Consider the following 26,014-nt stretch of genomic DNA (forward strand, 5'->3'; position numbering starts at 1 on the left):
ATATGTTTACTATCTACAAATAAAAAGGCCAACACTATAAAATCAAATAAATCAATTTTATAGTATTAACCTTACATTAAACAATTAACTATCTATCAATTAGGATTCCTTAAAGCTTATACTAAAACAAATTTTCTGTTTAATTTTTTATATCATTTTCCATATTGAAAATTAACTTAATATCTTTTTTATTTCATTTTTATCTTCAGTGTTTAATAAAACTTCCAACGTATGCTGGTCATTAATCTTTGAAAATAAGCTTCGTATTTCTTTTTTATTATTCTCTTTAAGTGCTAATAACACCACTAAGTCTACCATAAATTTATTGTCCCATACTATAGGCTTATTTAATCTCGCTATGGCTATTGCTGGCTTTATAACATTTTCTGGAAGCCCATGTGGTACAGCAACTTTTGAAGCCATTACAACACTTCCCATAGCTTCTCTCTTATACACACTTAATATATATTTTGAGTCTACATACCCACCTTCTTCAAGCTTTGATACAAGAGTATCGATTATATACTCCTTTGAAATTCCTTCAAAATCATATAAAATTAAATCTTCATGTATTAAATTATTCAATTGATTATCACTACTCAAAGATGGTTGTTTATTATTTAAATGTTCTAACACCTTGTTAATTCCATTTTTTCCAAGTACCTCATTATAAGAAATAAAAGGTACATTTTTATAATCTATATCAATTGTGCCACAAATAGCAATAATATTATATTCAGATTCAATGTCATTTAATTCATCTTCTAAATTATTATTTAAAAAAGCAATTGGCTTTACTTCAATTGAAGTATCGTATTCTTCAATTTGCTTTTCTATATGCTCCTTTAAGTTTAAAGCTGTACCTACTCCACTTAAACATAATGTAATAATTACATTTTTCTTTCCATATTCATTTTTTCTATAACTAAATTTATTTGTGTTTACCATAGCATAATTTTTATTTTTCTTTAAATCTGCTATTATACCATCTAAGCTTTTTCCTTCAATTGTAGCCAATTTTCCTGCTTCCATTGCTAATAATGTATCCACCCTGTTTACAGTCTTGCATCTAATACCAAGTCTTTTTTCAACCTCATCACCAAGGATTACTAAAGAACCCATATCAATTAGAACTAAAATTCCTTTTTGTGCTTCTATCTTTTTAAGTTCATCCAATACATGTTCTATTCCTTCTGCTGGTGAATCTGTAAGTGCTATTTCTATACCCAATGTACATTCTATACCAAGAATATGATTTACAACATTAGACATTTCAATTCCAACTTTACCATGTGTAACTATGACTACTTTTACTTTATCTTTTATACTTTCTTCATTGTAACAAAATTTATTTATATAATAAGCTAAATATCCAAGTTCATCTTCAGGGAATGTAACTTGTGTTAAATCTTCCACTATTCCCATTACATATCTGGATAATTCATATTCCATTGGCATTGATGCTTTTATCTTATCCAAACTTGGATTTATTATAGTTTTTCCATCTTTTATTCTACCTATAGCATGCTCAATATGAATTGCTAAAGCTAAATACAACCCTTGATTTACATGCTTAAACTGCTCTTTAATAAATATAATTACTTTGTCCATTATCTCTAGTGTGGATTCTTTTAACTGTCCTCCCCAATCTATTCGACTTCTTCTATCAGACAAGTTTTTATTGTTTTTAATAGCATTAAATTTATTATCTAACTTTTCTATAAATGCATTTTTTAATTCTTCTTCTGAAAAACACTTGCTTTCTAGAACCTTCAATTCTTTTTCTGCATAATTGTATATTTCACTTATCTCATTATCAGACAAAATTCTATTTTTTCCACTTACTAATTCACTAATATCTATATATATATCTTCAACTGAAAACTCAGAATACTTTTCATCTTCACAATTACAATCATAATATCCACTTTTTATATAATCTCTTAAGCTATCTAAATCTATAATTACCTTGTCACTAGAAAATATTGACTTACTAAAAGCTCTAGCACAAGTTACTTGTATATCACTCTTTAACTGCCCTATATTCCCAGTACATTTATAATTCATAAGTGCACACATAACTTCTTTAGTTATTATAAAGTTTTTATTTACTCTTTTTGCTTCTCTTTCAAAGAATTTTATTATTATTTCATATCTTTCAGATTTTGGTCTTTCACTCATATTAGGTAAATTGATTACCATTGGTATACGTCTTCTAAATGTTTGAAGTAAATTAGAATCTGGATTTTCTGTTGTAGCACTTATTATGAGAACATTTGCCTTTCTATTAGAACTACTCTCTCCTAATCTCCTAAATTCACCTCTATCTATTAAAGAAAATAATATTTCTTGACCAGCAGCAGGTAATCTATGAATTTCATCCAAAAACAAAATTCCATTATTAGCTTGCTCTACAAGACCTTCTCTATTTGCATCTGCTCCTGTGTATGCACCTTTTACTACTCCAAATAGCTGAGCTATCAATAGGTTAGGATTTTCTGCATAATCTGCACAGTTAAATACTATGAATGGACTATTTTCTTCTTTGATATTATTTTTCACAGCATATTTGTACATACATGTAGCTAATTCACTCTTACCTACACCTGTTTCCCCATATATTATAGTATGAAGACCATTAGGAGGATACATTATTGCTGATTTAGCTAGGTTTACTTTCTCTTTTAAACTGCCTTTTATACCTATTAATTCTTCAAATCCATCTTCTTCTACAGCCTTACTAACTTTTACATGCTTTCCGGATGATACAAGCTCTTTGTCTTTAATTTCACCTTTTGATTGACTTAAATTTTCTTCTTTTAGTAATTTTGATACTGCACTTCTTGATATATTATAGCCATTTTCGGTTAAAATTTCAGTTATTTTTCTTTCAGACATTTGAGGATTATCATTTACAATTTTAGATATATCTTCTATTAATATTTTTTTTCTTCTTTCTCTTGAATCTAAAATATTATTTTTTTTTCTAACTGCTATTACTTCAGACCTAGCTACATTTAATATTTCAGCAAGTTCTTGGTCAGTGTATGGATTTTTCTTGTCTTCTCTTTGTATCTCTCTTAATATTTTATCCATATTTCGCCTCCTTACCTTAAATTTTAGTTTATTTCAATATATTATACACCAAAATAAGACTAGGCAAAATAGCCTAGCCTTATTGCTTAGAATTTCCATAAGAACTTCTCTTATACTTATAATCATAATTTATATGATTATAATTTTAAAGAAGCACCTTCCCAATCCTTCATAAAGCTATCTATTCCTTTGTCTGTCAAAGGATGCTTAATCATTTGGTTTATAACTTTAAGAGGAACTGTTGCTATATCTGCTCCCATTCTAGCAGCTTGTAAAACATGTATTGGATTTCTAACACTAGCAACTATTATTTGAGCCTCAATACTATTTACACTAAATATATCAACAATTTCTTCAATTAAATCAAGACCATTTTGTGATATATCGTCTAATCTTCCAACAAAAGGACTTACATACGTAGCTCCAGCTCTAGCAGCTAAAAGAGCTTGTCCAGCAGAGAATATAAGTGTAACATTAGTTTTTATACCTTTACTAGATAATACTTTTACTGCCTTTAAACCTTCTGCTGTCATAGGTATTTTTATAACTATATTTTTATGTATTTTAGATAATTTTTCTGCTTCTTCTATCATACCCTTGTGCTCTAAACTTATTACTTCTGCACTTATCGGCCCATCTACTATCTCACTGATTTCTTTAACTACTTCTATAAAATCTCTACCTTCTTTAGCTATTAGAGATGGATTTGTAGTCACTCCACATATTACACCTAAATCATTTGCTTCTTTTATTTCTTCAATATTAGCTGTGTCTATAAAAAATCTCATTTAAAAAATCCTCCATAATTAGAATATGTGCTAAACACAAGTATATAATATCATAAATTATCTAAATTTTACAGTTCCATTATCTATAGATTCAACTACTGCTAAAGATTCTAATCTTACATCATTAGCCTTTAAAAGTGCTCCTCCAGCTTGGAATCCTTTTTCAATAACAATCCCTACTCCAACTAGGTTTGCATTTGCTTGCTCAATTAAATCTTTAAGCCCAAGAGCTGCCCTTCCATTAGCTAAAAAATCATCTACTACCAATATGTTTTCGCCTTCATTTATATACTTTTTAGAAACTTTTACTGCATATTCTTTTGCCTTAGTAAATGAATATACATTAGTTTCATACACATCCTTATCTAAATTTTTAGATTCTGATTTTTTCGCAAAAACTACAGGAGCATTGTCAAAGTATTGTGAAACAATTGATGCTATAGCTATTCCTGAAGCCTCTATTGTAAATATTTTATCTACCTTTTCTCCATTAAATCTCTCTTTAAATTCTTTTCCTATTTCATTTAAAAAAGCTACATCAATTTGATGATTTAAAAAACTATCGACTTTTAGTATATCATTTCCTGAAACACTACCTTCTCTTAATATCTTTTCCTCTAAAGCCTTCATTGTACTCCCACCTAAACCTTTCTAAATTATATTAATCTTAATAAAAAAAATTATATTCTCTTTAATTTTACTCTCTGCATTGCTTGTATTTTATCTTAGAATACTAAAAAAGCTCCTGTCTATATCATAGACAGGAGCTTAAAATTCAAAGTAACCAACTTAATATATAATTTAAAATAAGTATAAACTATATCATCTTCACTCCTGTAGTTAAGCTATTATTGGTAGCTTAGTAGAAACATTTGAACCATATTATCAAAAGTATACAGGTAAACATATTAATTTATTCTTTTTAATTATATATTATAATTCTCTATTATTCAACAAATAATTCAAACTGTGTAGAATAAAACAGTCATTAGTTACTCAACAAAATCCAACTCTTTTAAGTAAACTTATAAATTTTCCATAAAAATATAACTTTTTTCTATATTATCTAGAAGTACTTCATCATTGTTTATATTAGCTATTTTAGCAATAGCTTTTTTTACTCCATTAGACTTTATTAGTTCTTGTAATTCTACACTTTGAGCATCTTCACTATTGTTATAATGAAGTGCTGCACCTATTCCAAGAATTAAGTTATCAACTGCTAAGCCATATGATTTTGCTGTTATTAGAGGCTTAATCAATCTGTCTTTATCACTTAATTTTCTCAGTGGCTCTCTTCCAACTCTGACTACATCATCATTAAGATATGGATTTTTAAATCTGTTTAAAATCTTATCAATATATTTATAATGTGCTTCTGAATCAAAATTATATTTTTTGATTAATCCTTCTCCACTTTCTGTCATTGCATTTTTCACTATATTACAAATATATTCATCATTTATACTTTCTTCTATCGTTTTATATCCTTTTAAGTACCCTATATAAGCAGTTATAGCATGACCTGTATTTAGTGTAAACAACTTACGTTCTATATAAGCCATAAGGTTATCAGCTAAATTCATTCCAACTATATTAGGTATTTCTCCTTTAAATCCTTGCTTTTCAACATTCCACTCATAAAAATTTTCAACTGTTACATCAAGAGGATTCTCATTTTTACCAGGAGGAACTATTCTGTCAACTGAACAGTTAGGAAATCCGATATATTTCTCTAAATAATCTACTTCTTCTTTATTTAGACACTTAAGTATTTCCTCTTTTAAAGAAGAACTTGCATATATCGCATTTTCACAAGCTATTATATTTAAATTATTTTTTAATCCTTTTTCTTTTCTAGTTTTTATACCTCTAGCAATTGTAGGTGCTATTTTAGTTAAAACTAAAGGCCCAACTGCTGTAGTTATTATTTCAGCTTCTACAATCTCGTCTATTATTTCTTCTTTTATAGATGAAACTGCACTTATATTGTCAATTATCTCATCTACACATTCTACATCTCTTATGTGTATAGTATATTTTTTATCTTTATTTATTGAATTTAATATTTCTTCATTAACATCAGCAAATACAACATGATAACCTGACTTAACTAACAAACCTCCAATAAATCCTCTTCCAATATTTCCTGCTCCAAATTGGATTGCCTTTTTCATTTTAAGTTCCTCCTAAGATTAGTTGGCAAAAGCTTCCATAAAAGCTTGTTTGTCATTTGAATTTTTTAGTCTCTCTGTTAAATCATCATCTAAAACTATTGCTATATTAGATAGTATCTCTAAATGCTCATCTCCAACACCAGCTATTCCTATTAATAAATATGCCTTTTCTCCATCAAAATCTATACCATTAGGGAATTGTAGTATAACTATTCCAGAAGATAATATTTCTTTTTTCGCTTCATTTACACCATGTGGAATAGCAACACCCATTCCCATATATGTAGTCATTACCTTTTCTCTTTCCAACATTGCTGGTATATAATCTTCTTTTACATATCCATTTTCAAATAATTTTCTTCCTGCTAAAGTTATAGCTTCTTCCTTTGAAACACTATCTAATCCTAAAAATATATTATTCTCACTTAATACTTTACTCATAATATCAACCTTCCTTTTTTAATGTAAATTTTATTTATCTATTAATGTTTTTAATTTATTTGTATAAAAATTAAAAACTATATTTTTTATTTCTAATGTCATCTCTGGTATAGAAAATTTGTTTATTTTATTAGTAAAAACAAAATTATCTATTAATGAACCACTTATTTCACTCATTATTTGTCTTTGATAACTTGGTGAATCTTTAGGAAGTAACATAAAAACTACATTTTCAATTTCTTCATTAGAGTTTAGTTTTATGTTATTTTCTAATCTTATTATTGCTAACTTCATAATATCTATTCTTTCACTCATGCAGTGCAATAATAAAATCTTTGATTCTTCTATATATGGAATTGATATTTTTAATCTTTCTTCTAAGGATTCTTTTATAGATATTACATCTTCACTAGATTCTACAAATATTTTTGATGAATCCATAATAAGTTCATCTAAGTCTTTGCTTTTAAATTTTTTAAATTGAATTTCATCTAAAAACTCAAGAATATCTCTTCCTATGTTCATACTTTCTGTTATCTGTTCATACACTTTATTTTTATTTTTAGTATCATCTTTTACTTTTAAATCCATTAATTTGTTTTGAGCTATAGACTTTATTTTTTCTTTGATTATCAGCTCATCATCTGAACTCATAAATGGCCCTACACATATATAATCTAAGTTTGTATTTAGTTCCACTGTAGATATAATTAAATCGACTTCTTTTTCTTTTAAATATTCTTCATCTATGTTTATAGCTGAAATAGTTTCAAGTATGTTTAGATTGGGAAATTTATTTTCAATTTTAGTCGATAAAAATCTTGAAGTACCTATTCCAGTAGGACATGCTACAACAATATTTATATTAGCATGCATCATTAGATTTTTTTCTATAGCTGATGCAAAATGCATTGCAATATATCCTATTTCAGATTCAGGTATTGAATTTATATTTAGCTTGTCTTTTATGACTTTAGAAACCTTTTCGACTCCATTGTAAGCATATGAATACTTAGTTTTTATTTCATCTAAAAGTGGATTCCTTATTTCTAGTCCCATATTCAATCTGTTTATAGAAGGTCCCAGATGGTTTGCTAGGTCTTTAAATAATCTTTCATCATTTTTAAGACTTATCTTAAATTCATCTTCTGCTAAATCTATCATTTTATTTGTAATATCCATTACTTCTATATCATCCAAGTTTAAAGCTTTATGATTTGAAGATGACCTTTGCTTTGCACCTCTAATATGCATAGTTATATATCCAACTTCATCTAATGGTATATTCATACTAAAATCAACTGCCATGCCTTTTACAATTTCTTGAGCTAGTTTAAATTCTTCTGTTAAAGATAATTCCTCTAGAAAATCATTCTCCATAGTTATGTTTTCACCATTTTTTATCCTCTGTAAAGCTAGTGAAATATGAACTACAAGCCCTATATATGCACTATCAGCTAAATTTACATCTAACTCTGAAAGCTTCTTTGTCAATGTACTTTCAACTTTTCTTATTATGCACTTGTCCATTAAATTTAAAAGTCTGTTTTCACTTAAAATTTCTATTGCTTTATCAGTTTGTATATTCTCACTTATATTTCTGACCATATCTAATATTTCTTTTTCATTAAATGAGTCATATATAAGGTTTACATATGCTTCTCTAAAGTTTTTTTCCTGACCTTTGAGGTACACACCAAGCCCTGGTTTTCTAATAAGCTCAATATCAAATCTTTCTAACCATTCACTTGCTACTGTAAAATCATTGTTTAGTACCCCTTCAGATACCTTTAATATTTTTGCAAAGTAATAAGATTTTACTGGCTCATTAGAAACTAGTAGCTTTGATAATATAATTAAATTTCTTTCTTCTTTGCTGTATTCTTTTTCTATTTTTTCTTCTTCTAACAACTCAATGATAAAATTTTGATTTTCTATATTTTCTTCTAAAATCAAACCTACACCTGGTTTTTTTACAAAATTAAAATCATTTTCATCAAACCATTTTTCAATTCCTGACATATCTCTAAGTACAGTTCTTGAGCTTAGCTCTAACTCTCCTGCAATCTCAGAAACAGTTATTGGAATATTCTTCTTAGAATGTTCTACTATCATGAGTATTATCTTTTTTTGTCTAGATGTAATCTTCTTTTTTTTCAAATTCATCCACTCCTAATCAGTGGTACTTTTTATTTTTTATTTAGATTCTAATCTTTTAAACAGTATATCTAAATTTGGGTCATTTAAAAAGTTGTTTATTGAGACTATCTCAACATTTGAATTATTTTTGGCAACTCTTTCAACTAATGTATTGTGAGTTACTACTATTTGAGTATCATCTGGAAGATTATCAACAGATGAGTTTGTAATTTCTATATCTAAATTCAAGTTTTTTATTCTATTTTTAAATCTAGAAGCTCCCATTGCACTAGAACCCATTCCTGCATCACATGCAAATACAATCTTCTTAATTTCATTTAATTCAAGTTGTTTTTCTTCAACTTTCTTATCTGAACTTTTGCTTGCAGATTTCATATCACTCATCTTTGCTTTAGCTTCTTCTAAAGTACCATCTTCTGCACTTTGATTTGCTGAAGCTCTCTTAACAAATGGTGCTGCCACTAAGAATGATACAGCTGTCGCAACTGCAACCCCCGCTAATACTGGAAGTAATCCTCCTTTTGGTGCTAATGCCATAAGTGCAAATATACTTCCTGGTGATGGTGCTGCTACAAGTCCAGCTCCTAGTATTGAAAAAGTTAGTATTCCTGCTGCTCCACCTGCCATTGTAGCTAATATTAAAACTGGATTCATTAATATATATGGGAAGTAAATTTCATGAATACCACCAAGGAAATGTATTATTACTGCTCCTGGTGCTGATTGTTTTACGCTTCCTCTACTAAACATCCAATATGCTAATAGAACACCTAACCCTGGTCCAGGGTTACTTTCTAGTAAGAACATTATAGATTTACCTGCTTCTTTTGCTTCAGCTATACCTATAGGACCTAATATACCATGGTTTATTGCATTGTTTAAGAACAATACCTTTCCAGGTTCTATAAATACTGAAACTAAAGGTAATAAACTTTTACTAACTATAAATTGTACTCCTGATTCTATAAGAGCTGTACCTGCTACTATAGCTGGTCCAATTGCATAAAAACCTAATATTGCAAGAAGCATACCTATTATACCTATTGAGAAGTTATTTACTAACATTTCAAATCCTGTTGGTATTTTTCCATCTACGAATTTATCAAACTTCTTGATTACCCATCCTGCAAATGGTCCCATTATCATTGCTCCAATAAACATTGGTATATCAGCTCCAACAATTACTCCCATCGTTGCTGCTGCACCTATTACTCCGCCTCTTTGCCCTGCTATAGCTTTACCACCAGTATATGCTATCAATAGTGGTAAAAGATATTTTATCATTGGATCGCCTATAGTACTTAATTTTTCATTTGGCATCCATCCTGTTGGTATAAATAATGCTGTTATAAGACCCCATGCTATAAAAGCTCCTATATTTGGCATTACCATTCCACTTAAAAATTTACCTACTCGCTGTATAGATGTCTTTATTGTCGATTGATTAGAACTGCTCATAATTTTACCTCCATTTGAATTATATTCTATATCGATATGATTCCCTTTTGTTATACTTTTATTATAGAGTTTATGTTTTATAGTAACAACTTTAAGAAATCGTTTCTATGTCACTTAAGATAATGACATTTGTCATTTTAGTTTTTGTTTAATTTTATTTATGTAGTATTTTAGAATATCAATCTTTACAAATAATACTATATTTATAAAGTACTTGTGTATTTGATTGAATATTATAAAACCTTATATAAAAGTGATTAAGAATTTTATGAAATAAATTTTTTAGAAGTACTTTTGGATATACTAATATAGATTTAATTAATTTATACTTTCAATAATGCTCTATACACAATATTAGTAACAGGAGTCTATAAACATAATATAAGATATTATATACTAAGAATTAACCTCAAATTACCTACTACATTAAATAAAACATTATTTAATATACAGTTTGACTGTACAAAGCAACATATATTAAACAAATTCGGTTAAAATAGTTTAAATTTTTCAAAAATCTCAATATCTGACAAAATACTTTAATAAAATTAAAGAATAAGTTATAATTAATACTATCAATTATAATAAAGTATAAAAATATTAAGGAGTGATTAAAAAATGGCGTTTTATTTTGATACACCATCACATACTTTCAGTGAGTACCTACTTGTACCAGGTTTCTCTTCTATTGATTGTATACCTGCTAATGTAAGTTTAAAAACACCTGTTACTAAATTTAAAAAAGGCGAAGAATCAGATATTCATATGAATATACCTTTAACTTCTGCTATTATGCAATCTGTTTCTGATGACAAGATGGCTATTGCGCTTGCTAAAGAAGGTGGTATCTCATTTATATATGGTTCTCAAACTATTGAAAGTGAAGCTGCTATGGTAGCACGTGTTAAATCTCATAAGGCTGGATTTGTTGTGAGTGATTCAAATATTAAACCTGACAATACATTAAAAGACATACTTGAACTAAAAGAAAAAACTGGACATTCTACAGTTGCTGTTACTGAAGATGGTACTTCAACTGGTAAATTATTAGGTATTGTTGCAAGTCGTGATTACCGTATAAGTCGTATGGACTTAGATACTAAAGTTAGTGAATTTATGACTCCTATGTCATCCATAGTTTATGCTAACAAAGATGTTACTTTAAAAGAAGCAAACAATATTATATGGGATCATAAGCTTAATTCTCTTCCTGTACTTGATGACAATGGTAATCTTGTATATATGGTGTTCCGTAAAGATTACTCTTCTCATAAAGAAAATCCACTTGAACTTTTAGATTCTTCTAAAAGATATGTAGTTGGAGCTGGTATCAATACTAGAGACTTTGCTGAGCGTGTTCCTGCTTTAGTTGAAGCTGGTGCTGATGTTTTATGTATAGACTCTTCAGAAGGTTTTTCTGAGTGGCAAAAGATAACTCTTGATTTTATTCGTGAAAAATATGGTGATACAGTTAAGGTTGGAGCTGGGAATGTAGTTGACCGTGAAGGATTCCTTTACCTTGCTGAAGCTGGTGCGGACTTCGTTAAAGTTGGTATTGGTGGTGGTTCTATATGTATCACTCGTGAGCAAAAAGGTATAGGACGTGGACAAGCTACTTCTATAATTGAAGTTGCTCAAGCTAGAGATGAATATTTTGAAAAAACAGGTATTTACATTCCAATTTGTTCTGATGGTGGTATTGTTTATGACCATCATATAACTTTAGCTTTAGCTATGGGTGCTGATTTTATAATGCTTGGTAGATATTTCTCTCGTTTTGATGAAAGTCCAACTAATAAGGTTAATATAAATGGTAGTTACATGAAAGAATATTGGGGAGAAGGTTCTGCACGTGCTAGAAACTGGCAAAGATATGACCTTGGTGGAGATAAGAAACTTTCTTTTGAAGAAGGTGTTGACTCTTATGTTCCTTATGCTGGTTCTTTAAAAGACAATGTTACACTTTCTCTAAGTAAAGTTCGTTCTACTATGTGCAACTGTGGTGCTCTTAGCATTCCTGAACTTCAAAAAAATGCTAAGCTAACACTTGTATCTTCTACTAGTATAGTTGAAGGTGGAGCTCATGATGTTATGCTAAAAGATAACAGAAACTTATAATATAAATAAAATGGGGTGTCTCAAAATGAACTTTTTAGTTCATGAGGCACTCTTTTTTTGTATGAAATCAAATATATTTTCATCATTTCAACAATGAAAAAGAGGCTTATCTCTATTTTGAGATAGCCCCTTTTTATTTTGATATAATCTTTTATTTAACTGTAAATTCAAGAAGCTTACTTTTAAGTTCACTTTCTATTTTTGATAATTCAACTTCTGCTTCTTGTCTCTTTATTCTACCATCATTTTGTATCTTAACTACTTCATCAATAGTTGATATTAAAGATTGATTAGTCTTCTTAATTGTATCTATATCTACAATGCCTCTTTCTGATTCTTTGGCTGTTTCTATTGTTCCCATCTTCAATGTTTCTGCATTCTTTAGTAGAAGTTCATTTGTCATATTACTAACTTCACGCTGTGCTTTCATAGCTTGATTCAAATGAGATATTCCAAGAGCAAGTACTATTTGATTTTTCCATAATGGAATAGTATTTACTATAGTAGATTGAATTTTTTCTGCCATTAAATTATTGCTATTTTGAACCAATCTTATCTGTGGAGCCATTTGAAGTGATACCATTCTAGTTAGTTCTAAGTCATGAATCTTCTTTTCAAATCGGTCACAAAGTGAAACCATATCATTTACAGATTGAGCATCTTCTGTTGAACCAGACAGGCTTGCTCTTTCTCTTAATTTTGGCATCTCAAGTTCTTTCATGTCTTTTAGCTTTTGTTTCCCTGCTATAATATACATAGTCAGTTCTTTTGAATAAGCTAAGTTTAATTCATACATTTTATCAAGCATTGCTATGTCTTTCAATATTTTAACTTGATGCTTTTGAAGTTCTTTACTTACTTTGTCTACATTTGTTTCTGCACTGTCATACTTAGTTTTTAAATTTGAAATTTTATTATTTGCCTTTTTAAAAATCCCTAAAAAACCACCTTGTTCCTTTTCGTCAGCTGAAAATGATTTCAAATCAGTAACTAGATTTGTAAGCATATCACCAACTTCGCCTAAATCTCTAGTTTTAACACTCTTTAAAGCGGTTTCCGAAAATCCTGCTACCTTTTTTTGAGCCCCAGCTCCATATTGCAAAATCATATTTGTATTTGTAATATCTATTTTTTCTGCAAATTCTTTTACCATTTTACGCTCAACTTCTGATAGTTTTTCTTCTTCTGGGTCTTTTTCATTCTTTTTCATTAATAGGTCAGAATTATTTATATCATTTGTTTTTGTTTCTTCACCAAATGGGTCAAGTGTCAGTGTTGGCATAACTGGTATATCATCTAAATTATTCATTCTATACTTCTCTCCTCTTCCTTCATAAAGTACTAATTAATACTTATATCTTGCATATTTTTATCCTTTATATCTAATTAACTGTTCAAAAATAACAGAATATTTTTTATATTACAGTTAAAACTTTCCACCTGTTAATCCCTCTTGAACTAACATATTCTCTAAAACAGTAATATCTGTAGATATGTCAATAGCTTCATCCTCAAATAGAGAATCCAATTGGTTTTCAAAAGCCACTACAATTGTACTCATTGTACTTTCAATACTCTCCATAGTTGTTGTTATATTTTCTCTGTCTATTCCTTGTTCTTCCAATGTATGATATGAATTTAAAAGCTTCAAAGTAGTTGGAATATAATAATCCATAAATTTTTGTATCTGAATAAGTTTTGATGGGTCATGTTTTACAACATCAAATATTTTACTCGTAACATCTTCTACTTGTACAATTTTGCTGCACATTGATTCTGATTTAATATTTTCATTAGCTTCCTTTATTTGTCTCAAATAGTCCATTCCTTTTTTAATAATCATATCAACTTCATTACTATTCTCAACTTCATCTTCTTCAGCTTCATATACTACATCTTCATATTTTGGTGGAACTCCATCTTCATTTGTTAATACAATTTGATTGTTTCTTTTATCAATATAAGTATTTATAAAGTAATTTTTATCTATCATTTTTTGTACATCTTTTACTATAAATTTTAATGACTTAGATGTACTTTCTGCAATAAGTTCTACTGGAATAATATTTTTATTGCTTATGATTGTACAGTATTTTTTATATCGAGAAATTTGGTCTCCTAATCTTTTACCTTTAAAAATACAAACCCCACCTATTATTAAAAATAAAGCACATACTTGAATAGGAAGTATAACTGCCCATCCAATTATAATTGAAATAGTTGACAATACTAAGGCCGATAGTGTAAATAAACCTACTAGACCCCATCCAACTATCTTTAAAAATTTACTTAAAAACGAATTTATTAATACAGATTTTTTAGAAAAATTCTCTGGTTTATACATGATTTATATCCTTTCATTTTTACTAATATTATTATTATATTTCAGTTTGATTATACAATTACTTACTTATTACTGTCAAGGAATTTGAAATTCTACAAATTATTTCAAATAGGGTAATAGACTTAAATGTAAGTACATTTTCTAACTAAAAATGTACTTATATTTAATGCTATGCAAATATTTAATGCTATACAAAAATAAGAGGACTTAATTTTAAGTAAATTTAAGTCCTCTTATTTTTTATATTGATATAATTATCATTATTTATATCATCTATACTTAATCCAAATAAAAAATTTATATTAATAAAGATTTGCAAATATCTCTCTTATCTCTTCTCTACTAAGTTCTACATAATTGTTGGCAAGTAATCTCTGTTGATTAGCTATTGTGCTATCAGTAAATTCATCTATCTGGCTTTCCACCATTCCATACTCTCTTAGAGCTTTCTTAGCTATTAATTTGTTTAAGAATTTTTCTAATTCTCCATAAACATCACAATTAGAGTCACATTCAAGGGCATCCGCTAAAATTTTTGTACATTGTGTAATCTTTCCATTAGGATTTTTTCTAGAGTACATCTTAAATACTTCAGTAAAGAACTGATAATTTGCTTCACCATGTGCAACATGAAAAGCGCCACCTATTGAATAAGATAAAGCATGCACTGCTGCACAACCAGCATTTCCAAAAGCAATTCCTGCATAGTTTGATGCAAGTACAAAGTCCTTAAGATGATTGAATCTCTCTTCTTCTCCTTTAGCCACAATCTTTTTATATCCATCCATAATCATTTTTATAGCCTGTAAAGAATACATTTCTGTAAATGGACTTGCTTTTGGAGATAGATAGGACTCAATAGCATGTATAAGAGCGTCCACTGAGCTTGTTACAAAAAATTTATAAGGCAATCCTTTTACTGATTCTGGAATTAATACTGCATAATCTGCATAAGTTTCTTCTACTGCAAGACCCTTTTTAGTATGCTTAGATTTTAACTCTGCGATGGCTACATTTGTTACTTCACTTCCTGTACCACATGTTGTAGGAACTACCACCAATTCTTTTACTTTTTTAGGTGCTACTTCTCCTTCAAATAAGTCAATAGACTTTTCTGGAACATCAAGTGCTAATATCTTGCATATATCAACTATTGTACCTCCTCCAAAGGCGATAATTCTATTGAAATTGTATTTCTTCATTTCTTTTGTCATAGAATCTATCATTTCATCAGATGGTTCACCTGTTCCAAATTTTTCTTGGAAAATTAGATTGGTATCTATTCCAAGAGGTTTCATATATGGTTCATATATAAATTCGTTTGTAATTACTAAATCATTTTTTCCTATTTTAAATTCTTCGTTAAATTCTTTAAATGTATCAAAATAAAATATTTTTGGAACTACTCTAAGTGCTTCCATTCTTAACACCCCTCTACTATTAATATTTCTCTTTAAATCTTTTTTCAAACTCTAGTGCTAGACTTTCTCTTACACTTGGATGAGCAATATTGATTAAGTTTCTTGCTCTTTCTCTAAGAGATTTTCCTTTTAACTCTGCTATTCCATACTCTGTTACAACATAGTCAATATCATTTCTAGATGTTGTTATAGGAGCACCTTCATCAACAATTGAAACAATTTTTGAAATCACTGTACCATCTTTTTTTGTAGTTATTGAAGGCATGGCTATAATTGCCTTTCCATCTTCTCCCATAGATACTCCACGTATGAAGTCAACTTGACCTCCAACTCCACTAAATTGTCTAAGACCCATTGCCTCTGCAACTACCTGTCCCATCAAATCAACTTGTATAGCAGAATTTATAGAAACCATTTTATGTTGTTTCATTATAACTGCTGGATGATTTACATAGTCTACAGGCTTCACTTCAACTACTGGGTTATTATTAGCAAAATCATATAATTTTTTAGTTCCCATTAAAAATGTAACTGTCATTTTTTCTTTATCAAAATTTTTATATTTACCATTTATAACACCTTTTTCATAGAGAGCTAAGGTTCCATCTGAAATCATTTCTGAATGAATTCCTAAATCTTTTTTATCTGTTAAAAATAGCATAACTGCATCTGGAATTCCGCCAATTCCAAGTTGTAAGGTAGAACCATCTTCAATTAGAGAAGCACAATTTTTACCTATTGCTTCTTCTACTTCCCCAATCTTAGCAGGTTGCAGTTCATATAAAGGTTGTGACTTTTCAACTATATAATCAAACTCTGATACATGAACTACTTCACCATAAGTTCTAGGAAATTGGTCATTTACTTGAACAATTACTGTTTTAGCAGTTTTAATAGCTTCGTAGGTATAGTCAACTGATGTCCCTAAGCTACAATACCCATGTTCATCTGGTGGAGTTACCTGTGCTAAAACAACATCACATTTTAATCTTTTTTCTCTAATTAATTTTGGTACTTCATGAAAGAATGCAGGAGTAAAATCTCCATCTCCATTTTCAATTGCCTTTCTTACATTTCCACTTACAAACATCGGATTTACTCTAAAGTGAGTTTCCATTCCATCGCCAGTATATCCACCACTCCCTAGACTTACCATATGCTTAATCTCAACGTTTTTATACTGTTTTGCATTTTCAATCATAGCATCTACTAGTGCAGGAGGCTCACCTACACAGTGTGCAAATACTACCGTATCCCCATCTTTAATATGCTTTACAGCCTCTGTAGCAGTACATAACTTACTTTGATACAATTCTCGCCAATTCAATGAAATCACCCCATCTAACTCTTATTTAAGCCTCACAAATTGCTGATTCTATTATATTTATAGCTCTTTCTATATGACTAAAATCCCAAATTTTAATATATGATTTTTTAACTTTATATTGTTGGTAGGATGCACATAAAGTTGTGCATCCTCCAATTATAAGTAATAAATCGTATTCTACATCTTCTTCTGCTACACTAAAATCTACTCTACCATTGAAGTGCTCTTTGATTATTGCAAGAGCCTTCCCTCTTTCGTATCTAGGGTTACAGCCCCCACAAAATCTAACTCCACAGGTCATGTGTAAATTCTCCTTCTAAAAATCTCTTTTTATAGCTCAAACTACTATTTCACGCTTATTTTTATACGATATATTTTTTCATTAATTAGTATAAGTCAATATATTTTCCCATTTATATATCAACTTTTTATAAATTTAGAGCTTTCTCTTTTTTTATTCCTGCAATTGTCTTAGCTAATTCTTTCTTCTGATTTATGTTTCCTTGTCTTGAAATCATTATTCTTTGTGCTTGTGGTGAACCTGCTCCATGCATTGACTCAGTTCTATAACCAACAGCAGATGAACCAAGGCATATATTTTCTAAGAATCTTAATATTCTCATTCTTTCTTCTGTTGAAGCTACTGAAGAAGCTTTAAAATATTTATTACATACTTCACCTATTGTCATTCCACTTGTTCCAACTTTGACATCTGATTTAAAGTCTTTTTCTGAAGGCATAGTAACCATAAGCCCACCAGCTATATCTTCTGCAAGTCTTACTATTTCATAAGGGAATCTAGTTACATTTTGTTTACACACATTTGCAAGAAGTAAATCTATTTGATAGTTTCCAGCTTCTGTCTTATGTCCTTCTGATGAACATGCTATACCACAACAATATAAGCTTTCATTAAGGTGAGTCATTTCTATTAATTTATCTTTTATATGAGAAGCTTTGTTTGCTCCATTGTAATCAGCTGCTAAAGCTGCTGCTCCTATTATTACATCACCTACTCCAACTTTACATCCACCATAACTTTGTCTATGGTATCCAGCAAATCTTTCCACCAACATACCTGAGTAATCCCACTCTCCACATAAGAAAATTCTATCATTTGGAACGAATACATTATCGAATACTACTAGAGCTTCTTGTCCTCCAAACTCCTTATTTCCTAAATCAACATCTGCTCCATCTTCTAATTTTCTAGTGTCACAAGATTGTCTTCCATAAATCATGAACACACCTTCAGCATCTGAAGGAACTGCAAATGATACAGCATAGTCTTTATCTGCTTCAGTCATACTTATAGTAGGCATTATAAGATGTTCATGTGAATTTATTGATCCAGTTTGATGTGCTTTTGCTCCTCTTACCACTATTCCATCTTCTCTTCTTTCAACTATATGAAGGAACATATCTGGGTCAGGTTGAGCACTAGGTGATAATGCTCTATCTCCTTTAGGGTCAGTCATAGCTCCATCAACTACTAAATCGTTTTCTTGTATATAAGTTAAGTATTTTACAAAATTATCATGATAATTAGTTCCATGCGCTTTATCACACTCAAATGTTGTTGAATATACCGCATTAAAAGCATCCATACCTACACATCTTTGGAAACAAGAAGCTGTTTTTTGACCACATAGTCTTTGCATTTTAACTTTCTTTATCAAATCGTCAGTACTTTGATGAAGATGACCAAATCTATTTATTTTTTCTCCTGTAATATTTGAAGTAACTGTCATTAAATCTGCATATTCTGGGTCATGTGCCAAATCATAAGTAGCTGCTACACAATTTATAGACGGTCTAATCATTGGATGGTCAACCCAATTTTTAACCTCTTCACCAAACATATAAACTTTAGTATTTAATTTTCTCAAACTTTCAATATATTGAGCTCCTGTCATTAATGCCATAATAAAACCACTCCTTCTATTTTATAATAATTTTTATTTATGTTAATTTATTTATGTTAATTTATAATGCGTCCTTTTTTTGTTTGTCTTTCAATCTTCTAAATTTACTTCGATATTTTAAATTAAATTCATTTTTAGTTTAGATTCATTCTAAATTAAAATATATTTCTATTTTAATTTAGAATGAATACTTTTTTATACTTGAATTTTATCCCCAAAGTTCTTCATCTGTAGGTACTTCATTTTCTGGCATATAATAAGCAATTCTAGAAATATTGATTAAATGTTTGTAATCAAGATTTTCAGAAATACTGTTATTTCCCCAAGAACCACAACCTAAAGTATTTGTAGGTGCAAGACCATTAAAGAAGCTTCCTCCAGCACTTGTAGCACAACATTGATTAATTACAAATCTTGATACTTCTATGTTTTCTCCTGCATATTCTATATTCTTAATTGTATTTGAATGTATAGATACACTATGTCCTTTTCCTTCTACATTTAGATTTGCTTTTGCAATAGCTACACCTTCTTCAAAGTCTTTATACTTATATGCAGATATAACTGGACACATTTTTTCTTTTGCAAGGATATCTTCTTCACCTGCTCCATCTGCTTCTATCACTATTATTTTTGTATCTTCTGGTATTTCAACTCCTGCAATTTTTGCAATTGCATGAACTGATTGCCCTACTGCATCTTTGTTCATAGATTTATTAACAAACATTGCATTTCTAAAAGCTTCTTTTTGTGCTTTATCTCTAACTATAAAACCTTTGTTACTTTCAAATTCATCCATTACTTTATCAAACATTTCTTCTGCCACTATCACTGATTGCTCACCTGAGCAAATTATACCATTGTCAAATATTCTTCCAGCTATGATTTTAGGTACTGCTTCTTTAATATCTACATCTCTGTCTATAATACATTGGACATTTCCTGCTCCTACACCAAGAGCTGGCTTTCCACTTGAATATGCAGCTCTTACCATTCCCATTCCACCAGTAGCAATTACTACATCTGCTGATGAAATTAAATTTCTTGTATTTTCTCTTGATTGTTGGTCAAGTATTTGTATTAGATTTTCTGGCGCTCCTATTTTTTCCAATTCTTCATTAATCATATCAACAGTCTTAGTACTACATCCAATTGCTTTATGATGTGGTGTTATAATAATTGCATTTCTTCCCTTTAATGCAAACATAGCATTACTCATAGGTGTAACTATTGGATTTGTACAAGGAGTTATCGCTGCTACAACTCCAATTGGTTTAGCTACCTTTGTTATCCCTGTTTCTCTATCTATGTCAATTATACCAACTGATTTCTTATCTTTTAAATTATTGTATATAACTTTCGCTTTACTTTTATTTTTAGCTACTTTATCTTCATATACACCCATTCCAGTTTCTTCTACTGCAAGTTTAGCTAAATATTCCGCGTTATAGTATACTACCTTTCCAACTATCTTCACTATTTTATCCACTTGTTCTTGAGTATAACATTCAAACTCTCTCTGAGCTTTTCTAGCTCTCTCAATGTATCCATTAATATATTCTTTGCTTAAATCTTCAAAGTTTTCTACTGCTTTTTCCATTTTTAATATTCCTCCAATTTATTAAATATTTTTATAATGCACTTTCAAAAGTTTCTGACTTCTTCATTGTACCTGTACTCATAAATTTACTATGCCATGATAAAGCTTCATCTAATATATGAGGAGTTTGCTTTGCCCCATTTTGACATGCTCTATTTAGGTAATCCATAAGTTGCTCTTTATAATCTGGATGAGCACAATTTTCTATTATCTTAATAGCTCTTTCTCTAGGTGCTAGACCTCTTAAATCAGCATATCCTTGTTCTGTTACAATTACCATTACATCATGTTCAGTATGGTCTACATGAGACACCATAGGTACTATTGATGATATATCACCGTTTTTTGCAATTGATTCAGTACTAAATATAGTTATTGCTCCATTTCTAGCAAAATCACCAGAACCACCGATTCCATTCATCATCTTTGAACCCATGATATGAGTTGAGTTTACATTTCCGTAAATATCAACCTCAATTGCAGTATTCATTGCAATTACACCAATTCTTCTAGCTATTTCTGGGTTATTACTAATTTCTTGAGGTCTCAATATAATTTTATCTTTAAAAAAATCTATATCATTCTCAAATTTTATTAATCCTTCTGGGGATGGACTTACAGATGTAGTTGATGCCATTGTAACTTTACCCATTCTGATTAAATCCAACATTGAATCCTGCACAACCTCTGTATAACAAGTCAAATTCTCAAACTCAGATTCACATAGTCCATATAAAACCGCATTTGCTACACTTCCTACACCAGATTGAAGAGGAAGTAAATTCTTTGACAATCTACCTGATTTTACTTCTTCTTTCAGAAAAGCAATAATATTATTTGATATCTTTTTTGAGGCTTCATCTACAATACCCAATGGACGTGTTTTATCTTGCATATTAGTGATTACTATTCCTGCAATCTTATCTAAACCACAAGGTATATATGTCGTTCCGATTCTATCTTTAGGATGATTTATTTCTATTGGTTTTCTGTTTGGCGGATTTTCTGTAATATATATATCTGCCATACCTTCCATCTCCATTGGTTTTGCCAGATTTATTTCAACAATTACTTTGTCTGCACTTTTTACAAAAGATGGAGAATTTCCTATACCACTAGTTGGTATAATATCTCCATTTTCAGTTATGGCAAGTGCTTCTATTATCGCTACATCCACTTTAGGTATAGTTTTATAGTTTAAAAATTGAGTAGAATGACTTAGATGCATATCTATATAATTGACCTCACCTTTATTAATACTGTTTCTAAGTATTGAATTAGTTTGATAAGGAAGTCTTCTTTCAATTATACCTGCTTCTGCCCATGCTCCATCTACTTCTGGTCCTAAAGATGCTCCTGAATATACAGTCAATTTTATCTTTTCTCCACTTTTAGCCCTTTCTGAAACCGCTAATGGTACTGCTTTTGGGTAACCTGAAGGTGTAAATCCACTAAGTCCAACAACCATCCCATTATTTATAAGTTTAGCAGCTTCATCTGCATTCATAATTAAATCACATAACTTTTTATTTCTTAATCTTTCGCTTAGTTCTTCAAATACTCCTTCATTATTCATAAATATCCCCCCATATAAAATCTTAATTTACATTGGAAGTTTGTGTAAAACTATAACCAATATAACTTTAGTTAACAGTGCAAATGGATATGTAGCACCATACCCCGCTGCTGGGTCATCACTATCAAGAGCATCAACAGCAGCTCCAAGCCCTGGTGTTGATGTCATACCACCACAGACAGCTCCAGATAACAAAATCCAATTTAGTTTAAATACATACTTACCAACTAAAAATCCAATCATCATAGCTGTAATTCCTACTACTATGGCTACTAGAGCTAGATGCATACCAGATGTCATAATTGAATCAACTACTTTACCACCATATCTTAATCCAACTATTGCTAAGAAAAATACTAGCCCTATTTGTTTTAGAATATTTAATACTTTTTCTTCCATTCTGAAATTTACTGCACCTATCTTACCTACATATCCAAGTATTAGAGATACAATTAGAGAGCCACCAGTTGCCCCTAATGTAAAGTATCCTAATGGACCCATGAACACATGTATTCCTCCAACTAAATATCCAGCAAGACATGTTAAGAAAAATGTTATTATATTAAATGGAACTTCTGGTATCGTTTTACCACCAACACTATCTCTAGCTTCTTTCATTTCTTTTTCATATTTTCTTCTTTCTTCTCTAAGGTCCATTCTAAACATTTTAGGAAGGAAATTTACTCCCAAGATTACTATTAATACTCCAAAAGGATATGCAACTGCATGCCCTATACCAACACCTGCTTCAGCATATGCGATATACTTATCTATTTGCTCTTGAGTTAGTGATGTAGTTGTAGCTACATCCAATTTTCCCTCTGGATCAACTACTTTTAATATTTCTTTTTTATCTTCTATTGATGCTTTCTCAAACTCTTTTGATACATCTTCTGCATGTTTACCAGCTGTTTCTAAAGCAGCAGCTAGACCAGGAGAACTTGTTAGGGCTCCTGTATAAACACCAGAAACCTCATATGCACTACTTCCTTTATTACTTGATAGCAAAGTCATTGCATAAGTCATAGAGCCTCCTATAAAAGTTATAAGAACTCCTAAAACCACAAATCTAGCTCCATACTTCTTAAGTACAGCTTTCATATCCTTGGCAGCTAATAAACCAACTGCTGCGACAAATATAATTAGAAAAAAATCAAAGAAATCAGAAGAAATAATGCCATTACCCATCATGATAGTTGCCGCCTTATACCCTGCTGCTGTCTCTCCTTTTGCTATTACTGAATTTCCTAAGCTATACACAAGCCATCCAATAAATAATCCTGTAAATAATGCTCCTGAAACTCCAAAATTAAACTTCCCAAATTTAATTTTTCCAAATAATATTCCTGTAATTACAGCAGCAAACATAAGGACAAAAGGGTTCATTAAAAAATCCATCAACTCAAACTTCACCAAACCACTCCCTTTCATATTTTGTTATTAAATTAACGATATTTATTAAAAAATATATCTCTCCCCTCTTTGCAAACTTCGCAAAATTATATTTTGTTATTAAATTAACATTTCTAATTAAAAAAATTTCATCCTTCTAATATTAGTTTTTTCTGTTACAATTTAGTTAAGAGTTAAATTGCATAAATACTAATTATTTTTAGATAGTTAAAATTTTAATATTCATTGATATGACTATGTTCCAAATAGTTTTTTACTAAATCATGTCAGCTGTTATCTTTTGTTAATTTAATAATAGCACTATTCTTAATAGATTGAAAATATCAAAAACTTATGCTATGATAGTTTAAGACTATTCTATTTTTTTACAAGAATATACAAAACTTATATTGTTGTTAATTATATACTTGTCACTAATTACATAAATGAAAGGAGCTATTAGCCAATGAACATAAATTATCTATATTATTTTCAAACTGTTTGTAAATATAAAAACATGACTAAAGCAGCAGAAAGTATTCATATTTCTCAGCCTTCTATAACATTAGCTATTAAAGAATTAGAAAAAGAACTTGGTTTTGAACTTTTTTTTAGAATAGGTAATAAAATAGATTTAACTCCTGAGGGGAAAATTTTTTTAGATAAGGCAAAAAATTTCACGAGACAGTTTGAAGATTTTCAAAGTGATGCACTAGACTTGGGAAAAAAAAGAAAAGCATCTCTTAAAATAGGAATTCCTACAGTTTTAGGTACTTTTTTACTTTCAAAGATACTACCTAGATTTAATGTAATTTATCCAGATATTGAGCTTAAAATTTTTGAAGTTCCAACATTTGTTGGTGCCAAAATGATTGAAGAATCTACACTTGATTTTTGCATTGGTATAATTGATAGTGATATTTATGATGATATAGATTCAAAAACAATTTATAAAACAGAATTATATTTAGTTACAAATCCTAAAAATGAATTAGCAAAACAGTCCATTATTTCAAACTATATGTTGAAAAATATTCCTTTTGTCATACTATCTGAAGGTTCTTATCACTACAAAATTATTACAAAAAGACTTGAGAAAGTTAAACCAAATATAATTTTACACTCAAATCAGCTTTCTACTATTCGTTATTTATTAGAAAATGATTTAGCTTCAACGATACTATATAAAGAAATATTTCAAAATACCGAAAATCTCTGTTCAATTCCTTTAGAACGTGCGATTACTGCTAATATTGGTGTTCTTTGGAGAAAACATCAATATATATCTCATAGTATGAAACTTTTTATTGAATATATGGCTTCTATCCATATAAATTAATATTTCTACATATTATGTAAATATAGCATTATATATATTTTGATAAATATTATAAGTATTTTTGAGTATCAGTATAACAATAAAATATATTATCTCAAGAGAATTACAATGATATATATTCATAATTTAAATATTATTATACTGATACCTTTAATATTAATTTTACCTATTTTAATACTCATATTTTTAATTAGGTTTACTTGGACAACCTAACAAAAAACCCACGCATCCAGAGACAAAGTCTCTCATCTGTGAAATGGTTCCTAGAGATGCTGTTGCTGGCGTCGTAAAATTTCTTACAATAAAAAGCACTATTAATGCTACTACACAAATCACAGTAGCTATAACAATTTGCAATTCACTAGTTTCTCCTCTTTCAATCTCTTCATCATTATTAACAGTCACTTTTTTATCATTATTTTGATAATTGTCACTTTCTAATTCAAATCCAATAGTATTTTTCACATTCATTATATTGTTTTGACTTGGTACTTGACCTTTATTAGAAGAATTATCATCTATAAAAATATTTGAATATGCATCAGTATTTGTAACTTTTCTTGAAGTTCTACTTATAAAATTGGCACTTAAAAAGTATCCAAATATTGCTGCTGAAGTAGTTCTTACCACTACATCAATAGTAGTAGTATCTTGTGAGTTAACTTCATTGACAAACAAAGTGTATATAGATTCAAACATGAGTATTGCCATGACAATTATAAGACATCTATCTATTAACTTAATTTTATACCAGGCTTTTTTTATACTTTTCATAAATTTATGTTTTTTGTCCATAGACATTATCACCTCGCAATTAAGCCCTCTTTACTAAGATATGTAAAGAGGGCTTAA

The 26,014-nt window shown here is 29.6% G+C and carries 19 protein-coding genes and 1 riboswitch; of the genes, 2 read left to right on the forward strand and 17 right to left on the reverse strand.

Annotated features, from left to right (window positions below; genetic code table 11):
* Nucleotides 1-171: 171 nt before the first annotated feature.
* The 7 genes from KGF50_RS04940 to KGF50_RS04970 form a co-directional block, all read right to left on the reverse strand.
* Entirely contained in the window at nt 172-3,096 is a 2,925-nt protein-coding gene (locus tag KGF50_RS04940) for a sigma 54-interacting transcriptional regulator (RefSeq protein WP_227847066.1), read from the reverse strand.
* Between the two features lie 137 nt (nt 3,097-3,233).
* Nucleotides 3,234-3,884, reverse strand: coding sequence for a fructose-6-phosphate aldolase (gene fsa, locus KGF50_RS04945; RefSeq protein ID WP_003423115.1), 651 nt, complete (start codon nt 3,882-3,884; stop codon nt 3,234-3,236).
* A 57-nt stretch (nt 3,885-3,941) separates the two neighbouring features.
* Nucleotides 3,942-4,514: a xanthine phosphoribosyltransferase gene (locus KGF50_RS04950; protein ID WP_227847067.1), complete on the reverse strand. Its 573-nt coding sequence runs from the start codon at nt 4,512-4,514 to the stop codon at nt 3,942-3,944.
* A 187-nt stretch (nt 4,515-4,701) separates the two neighbouring features.
* Nucleotides 4,702-4,803, reverse strand: a riboswitch (purine riboswitch).
* A gap of 106 nt (nt 4,804-4,909) precedes the next feature.
* The gene (locus KGF50_RS04955) at nt 4,910-6,061 is read right to left on the reverse strand and encodes a mannitol-1-phosphate 5-dehydrogenase (protein WP_227847068.1); all 1,152 of its coding nucleotides are present in this window, start codon (nt 6,059-6,061) and stop codon (nt 4,910-4,912) included.
* An 18-nt stretch (nt 6,062-6,079) separates the two neighbouring features.
* Nucleotides 6,080-6,502 (reverse strand): PTS sugar transporter subunit IIA, encoded by a 423-nt coding sequence (locus KGF50_RS04960; RefSeq protein WP_227847069.1) that lies wholly within the window; start codon nt 6,500-6,502, stop codon nt 6,080-6,082.
* A gap of 30 nt (nt 6,503-6,532) precedes the next feature.
* Nucleotides 6,533-8,668 carry a BglG family transcription antiterminator gene (locus KGF50_RS04965; protein WP_227847070.1) on the reverse strand — a complete coding sequence of 712 codons (2,136 nt, stop codon included), beginning with the start codon at nt 8,666-8,668 and terminating at the stop codon, nt 6,533-6,535.
* 30 nt (nt 8,669-8,698) lie between these two features.
* Entirely contained in the window at nt 8,699-10,120 is a 1,422-nt protein-coding gene (locus tag KGF50_RS04970; protein ID WP_227847071.1) for a PTS mannitol transporter subunit IICBA, read from the reverse strand.
* Nucleotides 10,121-10,738: 618 nt separating this feature from the next.
* Here KGF50_RS04970 and KGF50_RS04975 point away from each other — a divergent pair.
* Nucleotides 10,739-12,238, forward strand: coding sequence for an IMP dehydrogenase (locus tag KGF50_RS04975; RefSeq protein WP_227847072.1), 1,500 nt, complete (start codon nt 10,739-10,741; stop codon nt 12,236-12,238).
* A 151-nt stretch (nt 12,239-12,389) separates the two neighbouring features.
* Here KGF50_RS04975 and KGF50_RS04980 read toward each other — a convergent pair whose 3' ends face one another.
* From KGF50_RS04980 to KGF50_RS05020, 9 genes are all read right to left on the reverse strand, one after another.
* Entirely contained in the window at nt 12,390-13,547 is a 1,158-nt protein-coding gene (locus KGF50_RS04980) for a toxic anion resistance protein (RefSeq protein ID WP_227847073.1), read from the reverse strand.
* Nucleotides 13,548-13,664: 117 nt separating this feature from the next.
* Nucleotides 13,665-14,582, reverse strand: coding sequence for a 5-bromo-4-chloroindolyl phosphate hydrolysis family protein (locus KGF50_RS04985; protein ID WP_227847074.1), 918 nt, complete (start codon nt 14,580-14,582; stop codon nt 13,665-13,667).
* Between the two features lie 302 nt (nt 14,583-14,884).
* The gene (locus KGF50_RS04990) at nt 14,885-16,003 is read right to left on the reverse strand and encodes a 4-hydroxybutyrate dehydrogenase (protein WP_227847075.1); all 1,119 of its coding nucleotides are present in this window, start codon (nt 16,001-16,003) and stop codon (nt 14,885-14,887) included.
* Between the two features lie 19 nt (nt 16,004-16,022).
* Nucleotides 16,023-17,330 carry an acetyl-CoA hydrolase/transferase C-terminal domain-containing protein gene (locus tag KGF50_RS04995; protein ID WP_227847076.1) on the reverse strand — a complete coding sequence of 436 codons (1,308 nt, stop codon included), beginning with the start codon at nt 17,328-17,330 and terminating at the stop codon, nt 16,023-16,025.
* Nucleotides 17,331-17,355: 25 nt separating this feature from the next.
* On the reverse strand, nt 17,356-17,631 hold the full coding sequence (locus KGF50_RS05000; protein WP_227432694.1) for a hypothetical protein: 276 nt from the start codon (nt 17,629-17,631) through the stop codon (nt 17,356-17,358).
* Nucleotides 17,632-17,758: 127 nt separating this feature from the next.
* Complete coding sequence (gene abfD / locus KGF50_RS05005; RefSeq protein ID WP_227847077.1) at nt 17,759-19,255, reverse strand: 4-hydroxyphenylacetate 3-hydroxylase family protein; 1,497 nt, start codon at nt 19,253-19,255, stop codon at nt 17,759-17,761.
* 208 nt (nt 19,256-19,463) lie between these two features.
* Entirely contained in the window at nt 19,464-20,855 is a 1,392-nt protein-coding gene (locus KGF50_RS05010; protein ID WP_227847078.1) for an aldehyde dehydrogenase family protein, read from the reverse strand.
* 31 nt (nt 20,856-20,886) lie between these two features.
* Nucleotides 20,887-22,431 (reverse strand): acetyl-CoA hydrolase/transferase family protein, encoded by a 1,545-nt coding sequence (locus KGF50_RS05015; protein WP_227847079.1) that lies wholly within the window; start codon nt 22,429-22,431, stop codon nt 20,887-20,889.
* Between the two features lie 27 nt (nt 22,432-22,458).
* On the reverse strand, nt 22,459-23,862 hold the full coding sequence (locus KGF50_RS05020) for a hypothetical protein (protein WP_227847080.1): 1,404 nt from the start codon (nt 23,860-23,862) through the stop codon (nt 22,459-22,461).
* 427 nt (nt 23,863-24,289) lie between these two features.
* Between KGF50_RS05020 and KGF50_RS05025 the strand changes: the two genes are divergently transcribed.
* Nucleotides 24,290-25,162, forward strand: a complete 873-nt coding sequence (locus KGF50_RS05025; protein ID WP_227847081.1) for a LysR family transcriptional regulator — start codon at nt 24,290-24,292, stop codon at nt 25,160-25,162.
* 186 nt (nt 25,163-25,348) lie between these two features.
* Here the strand turns inward: KGF50_RS05025 and KGF50_RS05030 are convergent, their stop codons facing one another.
* Entirely contained in the window at nt 25,349-25,957 is a 609-nt protein-coding gene (locus KGF50_RS05030) for a hypothetical protein (protein WP_227847082.1), read from the reverse strand.
* Nucleotides 25,958-26,014: the final 57 nt, after the last annotated feature.

The sequence above is a fragment of the Clostridioides sp. ZZV15-6598 genome (assembly GCF_020657705.1).
Lineage (GTDB): Bacteria > Bacillota > Clostridia > Peptostreptococcales > Peptostreptococcaceae > Clostridioides > Clostridioides difficile_F.